This window comes from Pseudomonas sp. LBUM1653, from assembly GCF_059716115.1.
The window spans coordinates 4,732,360-4,747,221 of sequence record NZ_CP166803.1; the positions used below are offsets into that span (position 1 = coordinate 4,732,360).

A 14,862-nucleotide genomic window follows, 5' to 3' on the forward strand; every position below is an offset into this window, starting at 1 on the left:
GCGGATGTATCTTATTCAGGTCTTTGGATTTCGGCAACCGGCACAACCCCTGCCGATGTCCTGGCCAGCAGGAAATACAGGATTCCCGGTACCACCAGTCCGACGATCCAGGAAATATCCACGCCGCCGAGTTGCGCGACCATTGCTCCGGAATAGAAATGGGTGTCGACGAAAGGCAGCTGGATCAACACGCCGATCACATATACGCTGATCCCCAGCAGGTTCCAGCGGCCATAACGCCCCGCCGGGTCGGACAATGCCGGGATGTCATAACGCTCCTTGTTGATGAAGTAGTAATCCACCAGGTTGATCGCGCTCCAGGGGGTGAAGAACGTCAGCAGGAACAGGATGAAGTACTTGAACGAGTTGAGGAACGAGTACTGGCCCAGCAGCGCAAGCGTGGTGGACGCCGCGACAATCACCAGCACGAACAGCATGCGCTGGCCGGCGGTGATTTCCAGGCGACTGCGAAAGCCGCTGATGATGGTGGCCACGCACATGAAGCTGCCATAGGCATTGAGGGTCGACACCGTGACCTTGCCGAACACCACGCTCAGGTACAGCAAGGAGGCCATCACCCCGGTACTGCCCAGCCCGACTATGGTCGCCACTTCATGACCGCGAAAGTTCGCCCCCGCCAACGCCGCGGCAAACACCCCCAGCACCATCGACGCCTGGGCACCCAACACGGTGCCGAGGCCGACGGCGGTGAAGGTTTTCCAGGATGAGGTCTTGCTCGGCAAGTAGCGCGAATAGTCGGCCACGTACGGGCCAAAGGCGATCTGCCAGGAAGCCGAAAGCGACACCGCCAGCAGGAAGGTGCTCCAGCTGAAGTGGCGGTTTTCCAGCAACAGGCCGATGTCGTTGAGGCTCATCAAGCGCGTGAACAGATAGACGAACGCGATGACGCCCAGCACGCTGGCGACCCGTCCGACCAGGTGGATCACCCGGTAACCGAACATCGTCAGCAGCGCGATGCACGCGGCGAAAATCAGGATACCGGCGCTGTCGCTGACGCTGATCAATTGGGCAATCGCCTGCCCCGACAACACCGCACCGGTGGCGCTGAAGCCAAGGTACATCAGGCACACCAGCACAATCGGAATCGCCGCACCGTACACCCCGAACTGCACGCGGCTGGAGATCATCTGCGGCAGCCCGAGCTTCGGCCCTTGCGCTGCGTGCAGCGCCACCACGGCCCCGCCCAGCACCTGGCCAATCAGCAAGCCGATGAGTGACCAGAACACGTCACCACCCAACACCACGGCCAACGCCCCGGTGACGATCGCGGTGATCTGCAGGTTGGCGCCGAGCCACAAGGTGAACTGACTGTAGAGGCTGCCGTGGCGCTCGGCTTCGGGGATGTAATCGATCGAGCGGGTTTCGATAAGGGGACTTCGTTGTGGACTATCGGTCATTATTTTTGTTCTCTTCAAAAATAGAAGGCATACACGTACCCCCCTGTAGGAGCCGGCTTGCTGGCGATAGCGGTGTGTCAGGCGCATCAATGTTGATTGAAACGCCGCCATCGCCAGCAAGCCGGCTCCTACAGGGGGGAATGCGTTATTTCTGTTGTTCGTTAACGGCCACCTGCCCCACAAACGGCGCCTTGGCCCACACCACCTTGCCGCCGACCAGCGTCATCAACACCTGATTGCGCCCCAGCTCGTCTTCAGGCACCTGCATGAAGTTTTTGTCCAGAACGATCAGGTCGGCAAACTTGCCCACTTCGACCGATCCAGTCACGTTTTCCAGCCTGAGCTGCTCGGCAGCGTTCAAGGTGATGGTGCGCAGCACGTCGGCACGGGACAACGCCGGGTCGCCGTTCAGCCTGCCGGCGTATTTGGGGCCGTAGCTGTGCGGGTTCTGTGGATCGCCCGCGCGGGTGACGCCGATCTTCAGGGCGAGAAACTCGTCGAGCGGATCGACCGGCCAGTCGCTGCCATACGCCACCCGACCGCCGGCGCGGGCGATGCTGCCCGACGGTTCCATGCGGGAAAACCGCTCCGCACCCAGATGATCGCTGGTTCCATCCACCGTGGACGGCGCCTGCTGCGCCCACTGGAACGACATGTTGGCCGTCACGTCCAACGCCTTGAAACGTCCGTAATCGGCGGGGTCCACCGATTCGGCGTGGGTGATGGCCGGGCGGAATGGATTGCCGGGCAATTGCTGGCGCACGTATTCGATGCCGTTGAGCGAGTCGCGTACCGCGCGGTCGCCGGTGGCATGCAGGTGCGGATCGAGACCGGCCTGCACGGCTTTGAGCAGCAGCGGATTGAGTACCTGTGGCGGGAAATACAGCTCGCCCCGGTTTTTCCCCTGCGTCCATTTCGGCGTCTTCTCGGTACCGGCATTGTGCAGATACGGCGTCAACATCGCCCCGGTATCGGCCGGCGCGTTGATGATGCCGTCCATGAACAACTTGACGTGACGCATGCTCACGCCCGGCGCGACCTTGGCTTCGCCCTGGTCGTAGGTGCTGGCAAGGGCCTTGGCCTCGGCGATGGTTTTATCCGGGTCTGCGGTGGCGGCGGACGGGTCAAGCTTGATTGCGAGCAAGGCCCGGGCGGTCAGTTCGCCGGACTGCGCGAGGGTGGTGAACGCCTTGGCGCTCTCCGCTCCCGACAAGGCATCGAAGAAACTGGTGATGCCCTGCTGGCGCATCGCGTCGAGCGCGGCGCGGCTCTGGATCAGCTTCTCGGCATCGGTGGCGGGCGGCACCACGGCGGCCATGGTATCCGCCGCTCCGTCCTCGCAAATACCGGTCGGATTGCCGGCACTGTCGCGCACGTACTTGCCATCGCCGGGGTTGGCCGTGCGCTTGTCGATGCCCGCCACCGCGAGGCCGCGGGAGTTGAGCAGCATGGTGTGGAAGTCGGTGGAGCGTACCTGGATCGGACGCTGGGTCTTGAGCGCATCGAGGGTTGATTTGTCGGCATCGCCATCGAGGCCGGTCATGCCCATGCGATCCCAACTGCCGACTTCGAGCCAGACGTCAGGGCCCTTGTCCTTGTCCGCATCCAGGCAGGCCTGGATGGTTTCCTGGAACACCTTGCGGGTCATCGTCTGGTACTTCAGGTCGCACAACGTCATGGCGCGACCGCCGTCCCCCGGATGCATGTGCGCATCGATGAAGCCCGGCATCAGCATGCGCCCGGCCAGATCGATCAGTTGCGTCCGGGTGCCGATGTAAGAAGCAGCGCCCTCATCGCTGCCGACATACACGATCTTCCCGTCCTTGACGGCGACCGCCTGCTGCACCGAATCCTTGCCGTCGACGGTGTACACATAACCGTTGCGCATGACCAAGTCGGCGCTTGTTGAACCTTGGGTCTGGCACCCCACCAGCGCCACGCAGGACACGGCCGTCGCACCGGCAACGGCGATAAATAGCCTGGACAATTTCAATGGCCTCACCTCTGTTTTTATAGTTTTGCAAGGGTGAGCGCAGACTGCCGCGCAAGCCCTTGATATGCAGGGCATACCCTATAGAGCGCGGCGCTCGAATGGACCTCTGCAAATGAGGAGGGGTAAGGCAAATGTCCTACAGTGGCGTTACGCAGACGGAACGCAGCACCGCACCCAGTTCAACCTTGCTCTTCACGCCCAATTGCAAATAACAGTTGCGCAGGTAGGTGCGCACTGTGGCCGGGCTCAGGGACAGGATTTTGGCGATTTCCTTGTAGGAGTGACCCGCAGCGAACAGCATCGCCACCGTCCGCTCCCGGGGCGCCAGCACTGCGCCGCGTGGCTGCGTTTCCAGCGACAGGATGACGTGCTCGGCGTTCGGGCTCAGGGTCAGTGCCGAGCGGCCCAGGCGCATGACACAGGGCGCCTTGGGCAAGTGCGCGATGACCTCGGCGGGCAGCGTCGAGCCGTTCCAGCCGGGCACCTCCCGTTGAATGAGCGTGCACAATCCGGCGCCGATGTAGAGCAGACCACCGTCGCGCCGCGCGACCCCGAAGTCGCTGGCGCCGTTGCCGGTGTCGACGCGGATCATGTCCTGCACCTGAAAACGCCACAGCTGCAACAGGTGATCGCAGAACGCCGAAAACAGACCGGCCTCGCCGTCGCTGAAAGCCGTTGCATCAGCGCCACGGTAGACGCAGACGAAAAACATCAGGCCGCTTTCCGGCAGTTCGAAGGTGATGCACATCAGGTGATAGAGATCATGGCGCCGGGCGAAGGCGTCGACTTCGGCGTGGGGGTCGTTGAAGCCGCTGTCGCGAATGACCTCGCCGGGACGACTCAAGGTGTCATGGGAAAATCTGTCGCTGCTGGCGTTCCGTTGCCATTCGCCGGCGAACGAGTCAGGCAGGTTGATGCGTCCGTGCATCCAGCTTTGCGGCGCTGCGCTGGCGACCGAGGTGGACATCTCGCCCCACCACGCCGAGGTGAAGGGCACCAGTTGGCGCAACGCCTGCAAGCCGTCGGCGATGAATTCGGCGGCACCGCGCTCTCGCGCCAGGCGCCCCAGGTGCAACACGCAACGGTTGAACGCCTGCAGCGAGGTGTCGACGCCGCCCTGATTGCCCTGCTCCATCTTGCCGATCCTGTTCACTGCATGGTCTGTGGTTTCGACCATGCCACAGGCGCCGCGATGGCGTCTAGCGGGCGAGTTGTGGATGAGTTCCAGGGGTTTTCATTGCACCACACTGCTCAAGTCATACAGCGACGGCCGCCGGTCCCGGTGCAGGTCATTGCGCTCACTGATGCGCTTGTTACGCGCCTCGGCCAGGTTCAGGGTCGCCAAAAGAATCTGTTCGCCACCCTGCTCCGCCGGCCCGGCCAACGGGTAACCGTCGGCGTCGACGATCACCGAACCTTGTACCCAACTCACCCCACGCTCGTGACCATAGCGGTCACAGGCGGCGATAAACATGCGGTTCACCGAGGCATTGGCCTGCACCCGCAAAACTTCCGCCGGGCGCTCGGTCTGCGGTCGCGGGCCGTCGGGCCAGTTGACCGGCGCACAGAGCAGGTCGGCACCGGCCAGCGCCGGCAGGCGTACCCACTCGGGGAACTCCAGGTCGTAGCAGATCAGCATGCCGATTCGCCCGTGGACCGTTTCGATCACCGGCGGCGCGGCATTGCCGGCGCTGAAGATGTCCTTTTCCGCATCCCACAGGTGCGCCTTGCGATACACCGCGCGCACGCCCTGGGCATCGATCAGCGCCGCGCTGTTAGCCAGTTCATTATCAGCCAGGCGCTCGCAGAATCCGCCGACGATGACGACGTTCAATTCAACGGCCAATGCCTGCCACAGGCGCAAGGTCGGACCCTCGGCGGTTTCCGCCAGGGCCAGCGCCTCCGCGCGGTCGGCAAACAGGTAGCCGCTTTGCACCAGTTCCGGCAACACCACGACCTGTGCACCCTGCAGCGCTGCCGAGCGAATCGCGCGCTCGGTCAGGGTGCGGTTGTAAGCGAGGTCGCCGATTTTCGGTGCCAGTTGGCAGCAGGCGACCAAGGTATTTTTTGCACTATTCAACGCACCGTCTCCGCAGATGAATGGGCGGCCATGGCGACGATGTCGTGCTCAGTGATCGAGTCGATAACCCGGCGTTCGGAGGCCAGGTCCAGCGAGCGGCTCAGGATGTAGTAAGTCAGGCCCGACACCACCAGGCCCACCAGCCAGGCAATGTCGACACCCTCGAGCAGGCGCGCCAGTGGACCGACGAACACTTCCTTGCCGGCCGCCGCATCGAAGATGTAGAAGAACGGCACCATGGCGGCAAAGCCGATCAGGTACGCAACGATGCCGCGAAATTGCCAGGCGCCATAGATGCCCTTCGGCGTGAAGAAATGCGGAATCGCGTATCTACCTTTGCGCACGAAGAAATAGTCCACCAGGTTGACGGCGGTCCAGGGTACGAGGAAGTACAACAGCAACACGAGAAAGGTGTTCAGCAGCGCGATACCGTCACCTTTGATCGACAGTACGCAGGTCAACAGGATGACGCTGATGGCGCTGATCGACAGCACCCGGGCGCGGGGTGACGGGGTGATCTTGCTGATCGAATCGACGCCGGTCAGCAGCGTCAACATGGCGCTGTAGGTGTTGAGCGCGATGATCGGCAGAAAACCAGCTACCGACACCACCACCAGCACATTGCCCAACCCGGGAATCATCGAAGAGCCCACCTGGTTCAACGCCACCAGTGCGTCCACCGCTTTCAATTCCTGGGCGAGCCAGGCACCCAGGCCGATCATCCAGCTGCCCGACAACGACGCGCCGATAAATATCGCCGCGATCAGTTTCGGCCGGCTGGTGTTTTTCGGCAGGTAGCGGGAATAGTCGGAAACATAGGGCGCATAGGAAATGTTGTAGCTGGCGCCAATGGCGAACAGGGTGGCGAAGGCGATCCAGCTGAAGCCCAGGTCGGTGGCCGGCGTGACGCCCTCGGAACCCGCGCCGAACATCAGGGCGATGGTGACCAGGGCATACAACGGCAGCGTTGCCAGCAGCGCCCACTTGAAGGCTTTGTGCATCAGATCGTGACCGTAGATCGAGAGCAGCGCGCCGATCAGCACCACGGCCACGGCGACGATGGTCGGGTCGATGCCAAACACATGCTCCAGCCCGTTCATGATCAGCGACACGTTCACCACGTTGAAACCGACGAACACAAACATCGTCGCCATCAACGCCAGGATCACCCCGCGATAGCCGAACTGGGCACGGGACTGGATCATCTGCGGCAGGCCCATTTCCGGCCCTTGCGAGCCGTGGAAGGCCATGAAGATCGTGCCGAACATGATGCCCAGCGCACCGGCGAGCATGGTCCACAGCGCCGACAAGCCAAGGCTGGGGCCGACAAAACCGATGGAGATGGTGAAAAAATGGAAGTTGCCGAGGAACCAGAACGGTCCCTGGCTGCTGAGTTTGGCGTGACGTTCGTTTTCCGGGATGTAATCGATCGAGTGGCCTTCGATGGCCAACCCGCCGCTCGCCTCGGTGGCGTGCGCGGAAAGTGGGGACCCTGACATACGATGATTCCTATGCAGTTGATTGTTTTTGTTTTGAGCGCAGCGGTCGAATCGACGTCCGGATCAGGTGAAACTCCAGAAAAAGCTGACGATGACCCTGGTTTCCCTGCAATGTATGGCGTTGGCCTCAGCCTTAAAATATCCAAGGCGCACTGTTCACATAGATCGGCATCAATGTAATCGAGTAGCGGGAGCCCCCATGCTGGGAACTGTAACGGAGCTGGATCTGCGCCTGATCCGGGTATTTCTCACGGTGGTCGAGGCCGGCGGTATTTCGGCGGCGCAAACCGCCCTCAACACCACGCAACCGACCATCAGCGCGCAGCTGGCGACGCTGGAGGCACGGGTGGGTTTTCGCCTGTGCGAACGCGGTCGCGGCGGATTTTCCGTGACGCCCAAGGGCGGTCAGTTCGTCGAGGCGGCGCGGCGGTTACTGGCCGCCGCCGAGGGCTTCAGGGTTGAGGTGCAGCACATCAACCGCAAGGTCTCGGGCAACATCAACGTCGGCCTGCTGGGGCAGATCGACCCGGTGGCGAACACCAAGATCGGTTTGGCCATTGCCCGCCTGAGGGCTCGGCACGAGGGTTTGTACTTTCACTTCACCGAGCTGTCGTCGTCGCTACTGGAAGAAAAAATCATCAACGGCCATATCGATCTGGCGATCGGTTATTTCTGGCATCGCTTGCCCAATATCGACTACTTCCCGTTGTTCCAGGAAACCCAGATCGCCTACTGCGCGCCGTCGCATCCGCTGTTCGAGCAGGTGGGAGCGCTGACCCGCGAGGATGTCAGCCACCATGACTGGGTCTGGCCGAGCCACCCCTTGCCGGAAATGCCGGCGCCCACCTCGATCGAACGCTTGACCGTGCTCACCGACAGCATGGACGGGGCCGCCCTGCTGATCCTGTCCGGTCAACACCTGGGCTTCCTGCCGCAGCATTATGCGGCCAGGCATGAACAGCTCGGGCAGTTGCATCCGCTCAATCCGCAGTTGCTGCGTTATGAGGTCGGGTTTCACGCGGCGGTGCGGCATTCGGCGCGGCAACGGGATCTGGTCAGTGCTTTTTTGAATGAGTTGATCGAAATCTTCGGCTCGCCTTGAACACGGCAAACAATTCATGTGGGATCGAGCCTGCTCGCGAACGCGGTCTTTCAATCAACATTGATGTTCGCTGACACGCCGTCTTCGCGAGCAGGCTCGCTCCCACAGGGACTGTGGTGGATTCAGAAATGGATCTCACTGGCCGGGATAACATCGATCCGCGCCACGGATCCGCTCAGATCGGCCCAATCCTTGTTGTGTTCGGCAATGATGTCTTCGGCAGTGGTATTGCCATTGTCGACGGTTGAATGCGCGTCGGCGGCCAGCACCACGTCGTAGCCCAGTTGATGCGCCTGACGCAGGGTTGCATTCACGCAGTAATCGGTTTGCAGGCCACAGATGACCAGGCGTTCGAAGTCTTGTACCGGCACCAGGTTCTGCAGGTTTGTCTGATAGAACGAATCGCCGGTGGTTTTACGTACGCGATGATCGTCCGGTGAAGTGTGCAGCCCTTCGGCCAGTTGCCAGCCTGGAGCGCCGTGCTTCAAAAGGTCGCCCTCTTCTTCGTGCTGGATCAACACCACCGCAACGCCGGCTTTTCTCGCCCGGGCACTGAGGCCATTGATCGTTTCGATGACGCGTTTTATCTCGAAGCACTCGTACTCGCCTGCGCACAGGGCTTGCTGTACATCGATAATCAGCAATGCAGTGGTCATGGTTCCTTCCTTGCAAAGTCATTGGATCAGGGGACGGGTCCGTCCCCATTCAAACACAATACTCAGTAACCCAGCGACAACCCGGTATTACGCCGCGGATCGTTGGCCCCGTAGAAACGGTTCTTGCCCACCGGCTTGCCCTCCAGCGACGGTGCGCCCACCAGGATCGCCGCCAGGTGGTTGGCATCCTGCGGACCGGCAAACTTGTGGCCCCAGCTTTCGAGGATCTTCACCGTGTCCGGGCTGGTGGTGAAGGTCTCCAGGTTGGTTTCCTCCGGCAGCCATTGCTGGTGGAAACGCGGTGCATCGACCGCTTCCTGGATGTTCATACCGTAGTCGATCACGTTGAGCATGGTCAGCAGGGTCGCGGTGATGATACGGCTGCCACCTGGGGTGCCGACCACCATCACCACTTTGCCGTCCTTGGTGACAATGGTCGGGCTCATGGACGACAGCGGCGCCTTGCCGGGCGCGATGGCGTTGGCCTCGCCCTGCACCAGGCCGTACATGTTCGGCACGCCGATTTTCGAGGTGAAATCGTCCATTTCGTCGTTGAGGATGACCCCGGTCTTGCTGGCCATGACCCCGGCCCCGAACCAGTCGTTGAGGGTGTAGGTCACCGACACCGCGTTGCCCCATTTGTCGACGATGGAGTAATGGGTGGTGTTGCTGCCCTCATGGGGTGCCACGCCGGGTTTGAGCTCGCTGGACACAGCGGCCTTTTGTGGCTGGATGGCTTCACGCAGCTTGGTCGCGTAGTTTTTGTCGAGCAGGTGGGCGATCGGATTTTTCACGAAATCCGGGTCGCCCAGGTAGCTGTTGCGGTCCACATAGGCGTGGCGCATCGCTTCGATCTGGTAGTGCATGCCCTGGGCCGAGTGGTAGCCCAGGTCCTTCATCGGATAGCCTTCGAGGATGTTCATGATCTGGCAGATCACCACACCACCGGAGCTCGGTGGCGGTGCCGAGACCACATGGTAGCCGCGGTAGTCGCACTCGATCGGCGCCAGTTCACGGGTCTTGTAATTGTCGAGGTCGGCCTGGGCGATGATGCCCTTGTTGGCCTGGCTGGAGGTGACGATGGCGTCGGCCACCCAGCCCTTGTAGAAGCCGTCGGCGCCTTTCTCGGAGATTTCCCGCAGGGTTTTGCCGAGGTCTTTCTGCACCAGTTTCTGCCCGACCTGCATCGGCTCGCCGTTGCTCAGGAAGATCGCGCCGGAATCCTTGATGTCCTTCTTGAACACGTCGGTGGCGTACTCCAGCAACTCGACGTCGCCCTGCTCCAGCACGAAACCGTCTTCAGCCAGTTTGATCGCCGGGGCGATCACTTCCTTGCGCGGTTTGGTGCCGTATTTGGAGAGCGCCAGTTCCATGCCGGACACGGTGCCCGGTACGCCAACCGCCAGGTGGCCGCGAGTACTGAGGTCGGGGACGACGTTGCCCGCCTTGTCCAGGTACATGTCAGCGGTGGCGGCCAGCGGGGCTTTTTCACGGAAGTCGAGGAAGGTCTTGCGCCCGTCGGCCAGTTGAATGGTCATGAAACCGCCACCACCCAGGTTACCCGCCGCGGGATACACCACCGCCAGCGCGTAACCCACCGCAACAGCAGCGTCGACCGCGTTGCCACCGTTCTTCAGCACATCCACGCCGACATGGCTGGCCAGGTGCTGGGCGGTGACCACCATGCCGTTTTCGGCCGCGACCGGAGCCACGGAGGCCGCATGGGCCATCAGGCAGCTGAGCGCCAACGAGGTCGCAATCAGCGATTTGGCAAAAGGTTCGTACTTCATGAGTCGGTCTCTTTTTGTTTTAAAGTAGGAAAACGCTTCAAGAGCAGTAGGCAGTATGGTCGGGATTGCGTATTGCGCCTCCCCGGCGAGGCAGTATGCTTAACACCTGTTCAGCAATTCGGCGATGCGTGCGGCATGACCTACACCTACATCACCCTGGCGTCATCGGTCGGCGAGTTGAAGCTGGTGGCGAACGATTCACGTCTGGCTGCCATCCTCTGGGAAAATGACAAACCGGGCAGAGTGCGCCTCGGCCCGATGAACGAAGCGCCGGACAACCCGGTCCTGCTGCGCACCGCGCAACAGCTGCGCGAATACTTCGCTGGCACACGCCAGTCTTTCGAGCTTGAACTTGATTTTGCCGGGACGGAATTTCAGAAGAAGGTCTGGATGGCCTTGCTGACCATTCCATTCGGCGAAACCCGCAGCTACAGCCAGATCGCCGAGCAAATCGGCAACCCGAGCGCGGTGCGGGCGGTGGGTGCGGCGAATGGCAAGAATCCGATTTCGATTATCGCGCCCTGTCATCGGGTGATTGGCGCGTCGGGGAAATTGACCGGGTTTGCCGGGGGGCTGGAGGCGAAGCAAAAGTTGCTCACGCTGGAAGGCGGCCAATGGCCTGGAACCGCGCGCCTCCCTGGCTTCTAATTCCTGTGGGAGCGAGCCTGCTCGCGATGGAAGTCAACGATAACGCGCCCTGTCTGGATGCCCGCGTCATCGTTGACGTCCATCGCGAGCAGGCTCGCTCCTACATTCCTCAAGCAAGCTGCGCCTTGTATTCCTTTTCATACTGAGTCGCCAGCGACTCTTTCTGCTTGTCGTCAAGCAACTTGCCGGCCATCTGGAAGAACTTCTGCTCTTCTTCCTCGAGATGGTGGTGAACCTTCTCCGACAACTTCTTCGCCGTCGCCAGCCAGGCCGGACTGGACATCTCGGTTCCGTCCAGTTCTTCCATCATTTCATCCATCTCGTGATGCTCGGCGATCGCGTGACGGCTCAGGTCGACGCCATTGTCGAATTCCATCAGCGGGATATAGAAATGTCGTTCTTCAGCGGTTTCGTGAGCCTGCAGTTCTGACTTGAGCTGCTTGTACGCCTCGACGCGTTCAGGGGTGTCGCCGCTGGTGCGGATCAGGGCTTTGGCGTAAGTGCGTTGGCGCTCGTGGCTTTCGCGCAAGGCTTCGAAAATATTCACGGAATGTCCTCATCGGTCGCACTCTGGAATGGCGCGTCACAATAAATGACATCTGCGCGTTGGCGACGGTTCCACTCGGTGAGGGTGATGGAACAATGGTGGCAACCACGATAGGCTGCCGATTCACAGCCATAAGGATATAGCCATGAACCTGCGAATAGAGTTTTCGCCCACGCCCACGGAAGAAGAGCGCCAGGCCATCCTGCTGCCGCTGCGGGCCTACAATGCCTCGAAGGCCGACGGCGCCGTACCCGAGCAGATTGCCCTGCTGGTACGCGACGAAAACGATGTGATCCTCGGCGGCCTTTACGCCCGGTTGTTTTACCAGTGGATGTTCATCGACCTGCTGTCGGTGCCGGAGCAGGCCCGGGGACAGGGCATGGGCACCCGGCTGATGCAGATGGCCGAAGACCTGGCGCGGGAGAGGAAGTGCGTCGGAATGTGGCTCGATACCTTCGAATTCCAGGCACCGGAGTTTTACAGGAAATGCGGTTACAGCGAGATCGGCCACATCGCCGACTACCCGCCGGGGTACAAGCATTTCTTCTTCCAGAAGCGCCTGAGCTACTGATTATCCACGCCCCCCCCTGTAGGAGCGAGCATGCTCGCGATGGACGTTAACGATAACGCGGGGAGCCAGATACCCAGCGGCGCCCGGAAGTCCATCGCGAGCATGCTCGCTCCTACAGGGGGGGTACAGCGTGAAATCAGAGGCAGGTGGCCAACGCCGCAAGGCGGCGCTTGGCGACGAAGTCGTCCTGCTGCGCGTAGTAACTCAATACGGTGCCCGAGGCATCAGTGGTCACATCGACAAAAGACTCCGCCGAGCGGGTGTAGACGGTGGTGCTACCCTTCTCTCCAGGCTCCAGGTACGCGGCAGCATCGACACCGAACACCGCTTCGTCCTGCCAGGAAAACTGCACGCATTGGGCGACGTCTTTTGCCGGCTTGTCGGAGTTGAGGGTCTTGTACGGGGCCTTGGTACGAGCATCGTTCATCGCCGAGCCCGCGCATCCCGCCAGCAAGGTAACGGCCAGCGCCACCATCAGAATTCGCATTGCATTCACTCATCAGGAAAAAGCGGACTGTATCACCGTGGCAGCGCGTATCGTTCTGCTTTACTTCATTTATACCGCGACAGCGCGTGACGATTCGCGCACCCTGTCGCGCCAAATATCGCTGTATTGCACCTTTCACTGGAAGCCCCATGACACCCAACGCCGAGTTTTACAAACCGACCACTGAATACGCCGACAAGCTGATCAGCCAGATCGGTCAGACACCTTCCTGGATCGCCAAGCGAATCGGCGTCACCGACAAGCGGATTCGTTACATCCTCGACGGCGAAAGAACCGTCAAAGGCGAAACCACGCCGATCCAGATGACCTATACCGAGCAGTTCGCCCTCGAGTGTCTGGCGGCAGCGGCCAAGGCCAGCAAAAAACAGTCTTCGTAATCTGTTCTCAAGGAGTGACCATGGCGGCATCCGAGTTGCAACACGAACAGGCACTGAACAAGTTTCTCGACGAACGTCCCGAACTGCGCGACGAGCTCGACCACCTCAACCCGCTGCTGGCCCAGGCCAAGGGTGAAACCCTCGCGCAGTTTCGCGATGAGCGTTTGCATGAGGCCTTTGAAGCCGAAGCCGAGCGCCTTGGATTGTTTGCCTGGGAGCTGACGCTGCAACTGACCGCCGGCACACCCGAGGACTATCAGGCCCAGCGTCTGGAAGTACACAGGGAAGTCGCGGAAATGGCCGGCATGGAATGGCTGGAGTATTGCGACCTGTACGGGATAACCCCCTGACCACCGCTCGAGGACGTCATCGCCGATGCTGCCTTCCGCTTCCAGGACCCACGCCAGCCCCGGACACCTGCACATGCAAAAATGGCGCGGGCGCATCGGCCTGAGCCTGGTGGCCATGCTCTCGGTGCTGGCCGGCATGACCGACGCCATCGGCTTCATGGCCAGCGGCGATTTCGTTTCGTTCATGAGCGGCAACACCACCCGGATGGCCGTCGCCATCAGTGCCGGCGACCTGGGGTTGACCCTGCGCCTGGTGATCCTCATCGCCACCTTCATTGTCGGCAATGCGCTGGGCATTATCGTCAGCCGCCTGGGCGGGCGCCGGGCCCTGCCCTTGTTGCTGTGCATCGCCGCGCTTCTCTGCGCCGCCGCGGCCTGGCCCTATGACTCGCAACTGCCCGCCCTGCTGGCGGCAATTATCGCCATGGGCATGCTCAATGCCGCCGTGGAAGAGGTCAACGGCCTGCCGGTCGGCCTGACTTATGTCACCGGCGCCCTGTCACGCTTCGGCCGCGGGCTGGGGCGCTGGATGCTCGGCGAGCGCCGCAGCGGTTGGCGTGTGCAACTGATTCCCTGGACCGGCATGTTCGCTGGCGCGGTACTGGGTGCGGTGCTGGAACATCACTTTGGGCTCAAGGCGCTGTTTGCCAGCGGCTTGCTGGCTGCGGTGCTGGGGTTGTTGTCGTTGAAGATCCCGCGGCGTTGGCAGTTGGGGTATATGCCCCGCTGATTCTTGTGCTGCCTGAACGGGCCCCTTCGCGAGCAGGCTCGCTCCCACAGGGGTTTTGTGGGGGATTCCAGTTTTGTATTTGACACGGATCCATTGTGGGAGCGAGCCTGCTCGCGAAGGGGCCCGCTCAGACAACATCGATTTAGCCGCCCCGCTGATAAAGCTTTATCATGGCCGCAGTTTCGCTGATCGAGTCCGCCATGAAGTTCGCCATCGCCGTGTTTTCCGCCGCCCATGCGCCCTCCTCGCGCCGCGCCTTGCTGTTCGCCCAGGCGCTGCTCGCCGGCGGGCATGAGATTGTCCGGCTGTTTTTCTATCAGGATGGCGTGTACAACGCGTCCGCCAGTGTGGTCACTCCCCAGGACGAGCTGGATCTGCCCAGGCAATGGCGCGCCTTCGTCAGCGAAAACCGACTGGATGGCGTGGTGTGCATCGCCGCCGCCTTGCGCCGTGGGGTGTTGAACGAGGAAGAAGCCGAGCGCTATCAGCGCGAGGCTGTCGCCGTCGGCGCGCCGTGGGAATTGTCCGGCCTCGGCCAGTTGCATGACGCGGTGCAGGACGCTGACCGCCTGATCTGCTTCGGAGGTGCGTGA

Annotated in this window: 16 protein-coding genes; 7 read left to right on the plus strand and 9 right to left on the minus strand. The window is 61.4% G+C overall.

Going from position 1 to position 14,862, the window contains the following annotated elements:
- Positions 1-11: 11 nt before the first annotated feature.
- The 5 genes from ACA054_RS21255 to ACA054_RS21275 all read right to left on the minus strand — a co-directional run bounded on the left by ACA054_RS21255 (position 12) and on the right by ACA054_RS21275 (position 6,990).
- The gene (locus ACA054_RS21255; protein ID WP_497686030.1) at positions 12-1,418 is read right to left on the minus strand and encodes a purine-cytosine permease family protein; all 1,407 of its coding nucleotides are present in this window, start codon (positions 1,416-1,418) and stop codon (positions 12-14) included.
- A gap of 145 nt (positions 1,419-1,563) precedes the next feature.
- Entirely contained in the window at positions 1,564-3,411 is a 1,848-nt protein-coding gene (locus ACA054_RS21260) for an amidohydrolase (RefSeq protein ID WP_497686031.1), read from the minus strand.
- 136 nt (positions 3,412-3,547) lie between these two features.
- Positions 3,548-4,546: a helix-turn-helix transcriptional regulator gene (locus ACA054_RS21265; protein ID WP_497690354.1), complete on the minus strand. Its 999-nt coding sequence runs from the start codon at positions 4,544-4,546 to the stop codon at positions 3,548-3,550.
- A 99-nt stretch (positions 4,547-4,645) separates the two neighbouring features.
- Positions 4,646-5,491: a nitrilase-related carbon-nitrogen hydrolase gene (locus ACA054_RS21270; protein ID WP_497686032.1), complete on the minus strand. Its 846-nt coding sequence runs from the start codon at positions 5,489-5,491 to the stop codon at positions 4,646-4,648.
- Positions 5,488-6,990 carry a purine-cytosine permease family protein gene (locus ACA054_RS21275; RefSeq protein ID WP_497686033.1) on the minus strand — a complete coding sequence of 501 codons (1,503 nt, stop codon included), beginning with the start codon at positions 6,988-6,990 and terminating at the stop codon, positions 5,488-5,490. The genes ACA054_RS21270 and ACA054_RS21275 overlap by 4 nt, the downstream gene beginning before the upstream one ends.
- A gap of 199 nt (positions 6,991-7,189) precedes the next feature.
- On the opposite strand from ACA054_RS21275, the gene ACA054_RS21280 reads away from it, so the two are divergent.
- Positions 7,190-8,092 (plus strand): LysR family transcriptional regulator, encoded by a 903-nt coding sequence (locus ACA054_RS21280; protein WP_497686034.1) that lies wholly within the window; start codon positions 7,190-7,192, stop codon positions 8,090-8,092.
- A gap of 122 nt (positions 8,093-8,214) precedes the next feature.
- Here ACA054_RS21280 and ACA054_RS21285 read toward each other — a convergent pair whose 3' ends face one another.
- Both ACA054_RS21285 and ggt read right to left on the minus strand, forming a co-directional pair.
- Positions 8,215-8,748 carry a cysteine hydrolase family protein gene (locus ACA054_RS21285; protein ID WP_497686035.1) on the minus strand — a complete coding sequence of 178 codons (534 nt, stop codon included), beginning with the start codon at positions 8,746-8,748 and terminating at the stop codon, positions 8,215-8,217.
- Between the two features lie 62 nt (positions 8,749-8,810).
- Positions 8,811-10,538: a gamma-glutamyltransferase gene (ggt, locus tag ACA054_RS21290; RefSeq protein WP_497686036.1), complete on the minus strand. Its 1,728-nt coding sequence runs from the start codon at positions 10,536-10,538 to the stop codon at positions 8,811-8,813.
- Between the two features lie 135 nt (positions 10,539-10,673).
- Here ggt and ACA054_RS21295 point away from each other — a divergent pair, with 135 nt between their 5' ends.
- Positions 10,674-11,186, plus strand: a complete 513-nt coding sequence (locus ACA054_RS21295; RefSeq protein WP_497686037.1) for a methylated-DNA--[protein]-cysteine S-methyltransferase — start codon at positions 10,674-10,676, stop codon at positions 11,184-11,186.
- Between the two features lie 109 nt (positions 11,187-11,295).
- Here the strand turns inward: ACA054_RS21295 and ACA054_RS21300 are convergent, their stop codons facing one another.
- Complete coding sequence (locus ACA054_RS21300) at positions 11,296-11,733, minus strand: hemerythrin domain-containing protein (RefSeq protein ID WP_497686038.1); 438 nt, start codon at positions 11,731-11,733, stop codon at positions 11,296-11,298.
- A 145-nt stretch (positions 11,734-11,878) separates the two neighbouring features.
- On the opposite strand from ACA054_RS21300, the gene ACA054_RS21305 reads away from it, so the two are divergent.
- Positions 11,879-12,304, plus strand: a complete 426-nt coding sequence (locus ACA054_RS21305; RefSeq protein ID WP_497686039.1) for a GNAT family N-acetyltransferase — start codon at positions 11,879-11,881, stop codon at positions 12,302-12,304.
- A gap of 136 nt (positions 12,305-12,440) precedes the next feature.
- Here the strand turns inward: ACA054_RS21305 and ACA054_RS21310 are convergent, their stop codons facing one another.
- Positions 12,441-12,791 carry a hypothetical protein gene (locus ACA054_RS21310; protein WP_497686040.1) on the minus strand — a complete coding sequence of 117 codons (351 nt, stop codon included), beginning with the start codon at positions 12,789-12,791 and terminating at the stop codon, positions 12,441-12,443.
- Positions 12,792-12,940: 149 nt separating this feature from the next.
- On the opposite strand from ACA054_RS21310, the gene ACA054_RS21315 reads away from it, so the two are divergent.
- The 4 genes from ACA054_RS21315 to tusD all read left to right on the plus strand — a co-directional run bounded on the left by ACA054_RS21315 (position 12,941) and on the right by tusD (position 14,862).
- The gene (locus tag ACA054_RS21315) at positions 12,941-13,189 is read left to right on the plus strand and encodes a hypothetical protein (protein ID WP_034146936.1); all 249 of its coding nucleotides are present in this window, start codon (positions 12,941-12,943) and stop codon (positions 13,187-13,189) included.
- Between the two features lie 20 nt (positions 13,190-13,209).
- Positions 13,210-13,539: a DUF6388 family protein gene (locus tag ACA054_RS21320; RefSeq protein WP_497686041.1), complete on the plus strand. Its 330-nt coding sequence runs from the start codon at positions 13,210-13,212 to the stop codon at positions 13,537-13,539.
- 25 nt (positions 13,540-13,564) lie between these two features.
- Positions 13,565-14,269 (plus strand): YoaK family protein, encoded by a 705-nt coding sequence (locus ACA054_RS21325; protein ID WP_497686042.1) that lies wholly within the window; start codon positions 13,565-13,567, stop codon positions 14,267-14,269.
- Positions 14,270-14,469: 200 nt separating this feature from the next.
- Complete coding sequence (tusD, locus tag ACA054_RS21330) at positions 14,470-14,862, plus strand: sulfurtransferase complex subunit TusD (RefSeq protein ID WP_497690355.1); 393 nt, start codon at positions 14,470-14,472, stop codon at positions 14,860-14,862.

Bases quoted from the DNA above. Each gene is read 5' to 3' on its own strand.
- ACA054_RS21255 (WP_497686030.1), bottom strand. From the start codon at position 1,418: ATGACCGATAGTCCACAACGAAGTCCCCTTATCGAAACCCGCTCGATC.
- ACA054_RS21265 (WP_497690354.1), bottom strand. From the start codon at position 4,546: ATGGAGCAGGGCAATCAGGGCGGCGTCGACACCTCGCTGCAGGCGTTC.
- ACA054_RS21275 (WP_497686033.1), bottom strand. From the start codon at position 6,990: ATGTCAGGGTCCCCACTTTCCGCGCACGCCACCGAGGCGAGCGGCGGG.
- ACA054_RS21280 (WP_497686034.1), top strand. From the start codon at position 7,190: ATGCTGGGAACTGTAACGGAGCTGGATCTGCGCCTGATCCGGGTATTT.
- ACA054_RS21285 (WP_497686035.1), bottom strand. From the start codon at position 8,748: ATGACCACTGCATTGCTGATTATCGATGTACAGCAAGCCCTGTGCGCA.
- ggt (WP_497686036.1), bottom strand. From the start codon at position 10,538: ATGAAGTACGAACCTTTTGCCAAATCGCTGATTGCGACCTCGTTGGCG.
- ACA054_RS21295 (WP_497686037.1), top strand. From the start codon at position 10,674: ATGACCTACACCTACATCACCCTGGCGTCATCGGTCGGCGAGTTGAAG.
- ACA054_RS21305 (WP_497686039.1), top strand. From the start codon at position 11,879: ATGAACCTGCGAATAGAGTTTTCGCCCACGCCCACGGAAGAAGAGCGC.
- ACA054_RS21310 (WP_497686040.1), bottom strand. From the start codon at position 12,791: ATGCGAATTCTGATGGTGGCGCTGGCCGTTACCTTGCTGGCGGGATGC.
- ACA054_RS21315 (WP_034146936.1), top strand. From the start codon at position 12,941: ATGACACCCAACGCCGAGTTTTACAAACCGACCACTGAATACGCCGAC.
- ACA054_RS21320 (WP_497686041.1), top strand. From the start codon at position 13,210: ATGGCGGCATCCGAGTTGCAACACGAACAGGCACTGAACAAGTTTCTC.
- ACA054_RS21325 (WP_497686042.1), top strand. From the start codon at position 13,565: ATGCTGCCTTCCGCTTCCAGGACCCACGCCAGCCCCGGACACCTGCAC.
- tusD (WP_497690355.1), top strand. From the start codon at position 14,470: ATGAAGTTCGCCATCGCCGTGTTTTCCGCCGCCCATGCGCCCTCCTCG.